At 42.3% G+C, this 1450-nt stretch carries 1 protein-coding gene; it reads right to left on the bottom strand.

Annotation, left to right across the window (positions count from 1 at the left end; translation table 11 throughout):
- Window positions 1–185: 185 nt before the first annotated feature.
- A complete protein-coding gene (gene ruvC, locus F6K49_RS48700) occupies window positions 186–743 on the bottom strand; it encodes a crossover junction endodeoxyribonuclease RuvC (RefSeq protein WP_070390791.1) in 558 nt (185 codons plus the stop codon).
- Between the last annotated feature and the right edge of the window lie 707 nt (window positions 744–1450).

Raw genomic sequence — 1450 nt, 5'->3', positions numbered from 1 at the left:
TTGCCCAGAAAGTATTAAATAGTTTGCCAATTTTAAAACTGATTTAGTATTGCTATATAATTTACAGATATAATTTACAGATATAATTTACAGATATAATTTACAGATATAATTTACAGATAGAGTTCACAAATAGAGTTCACAAATAGAGTTCACAAATAGAGTTCACAGATATAGTAAAGTGTTCAAGACATATGAAACCAGGCGGTCAATGCGACTGCCAAGGCATCTGCTAAATCATCTGGTTTGGGGATGGTGTCTAAATTTAACTCCCGCATAACAGCCTGCTGAACGTCATATTTATCGGCATTACCATATCCGGTCATTGCCTGCTTAATCTGACCCGGTGTAAACTCTACCATTGGAACTCCATGTTGTGCTGTTACTAATACCACAACACCCCGTGCCTGAGCTACGGAGATCGTAGTACTCATACGGTAGAAAAAAAGTTTTTCAATCGCTACCAGATCCGGTTGGCAGTGTTCAAGCAGGGTGTGTAAATCCTCGTAAATCGTACACAGTCGTGAGCCGTAATCAGTCTTGGCAGGGGTTTGGATGATACCAAAATCTATCAACTGCAATGGTTCAGGGGTTGCCTGTATTGGTGACTGGCTAGAACGCTTTGGCACTCCTAAGGAGCCTTCTGTTTTTCCTAACTTACTAATTTGGGTTGTTTGGCAACTAATTGCGCCAAAACCTAAAGTAGCTAGTCCTGGGTCAATTCCCAAAATTCGCTTTTCCATCTGGCTCACTACAGTTAATCCCTTTCCAGTCTAATCACTAGATTAGGTTAATGGTGTTAGTGCTATCAGCCCTAGTACCTAGGCTAGCGCACAGCATTAAGTCAAGAGCTCTGACCAGCTACACCAAATACGAGAATCACAACAGAAGTTTGGCATAGCTGACTACTTGGGATTATTCTGTTTCACCCCTTATTTTTTTGGGTTAAGCGACTACTCTCATACCCTAAATGGCAACTCAACCGATCTCACCACTTTCAGCATATCCACGGGTAAATTCTGATCATAACGTCTAGGTACCGGATATTGTATTAATCACACCTTAGCCTAATTATCTGAAACTGTCGTGATCAGTACCAGCTTCATAGTGAATTCACCATTGAGGTGCGACCCAAGGGCGATTTATTCGCCCTAGGAGGCGCGCACCTTGATCAGTAATATCAATGGAAACCGCTATACCTGAAGGGTGAGCGGCTATGTGAATCACGCGCTTTGTACACGAAGGTTTGATTAGGCAAAGAAAGTACCAATCTGACAGGCACTTCCGGAGCCTTAGCCGTTCCTCACTACATGCATCGCCTCTTTGTCAAGTGCTGGAGTTCGACCAGCAATGTCTATCCAGCTTTTGTACTTACCATACTCAGTGTAGTTATGTCCTCAATCAGTCTTTTCAAAAGAGCTCTACGTACCCTACAAAATGAATCGAGAGG

The organism is Moorena sp. SIO3I6 (assembly GCF_010672095.1).
This window is presented reverse-complemented; position numbering and strand designations above follow the sequence as displayed.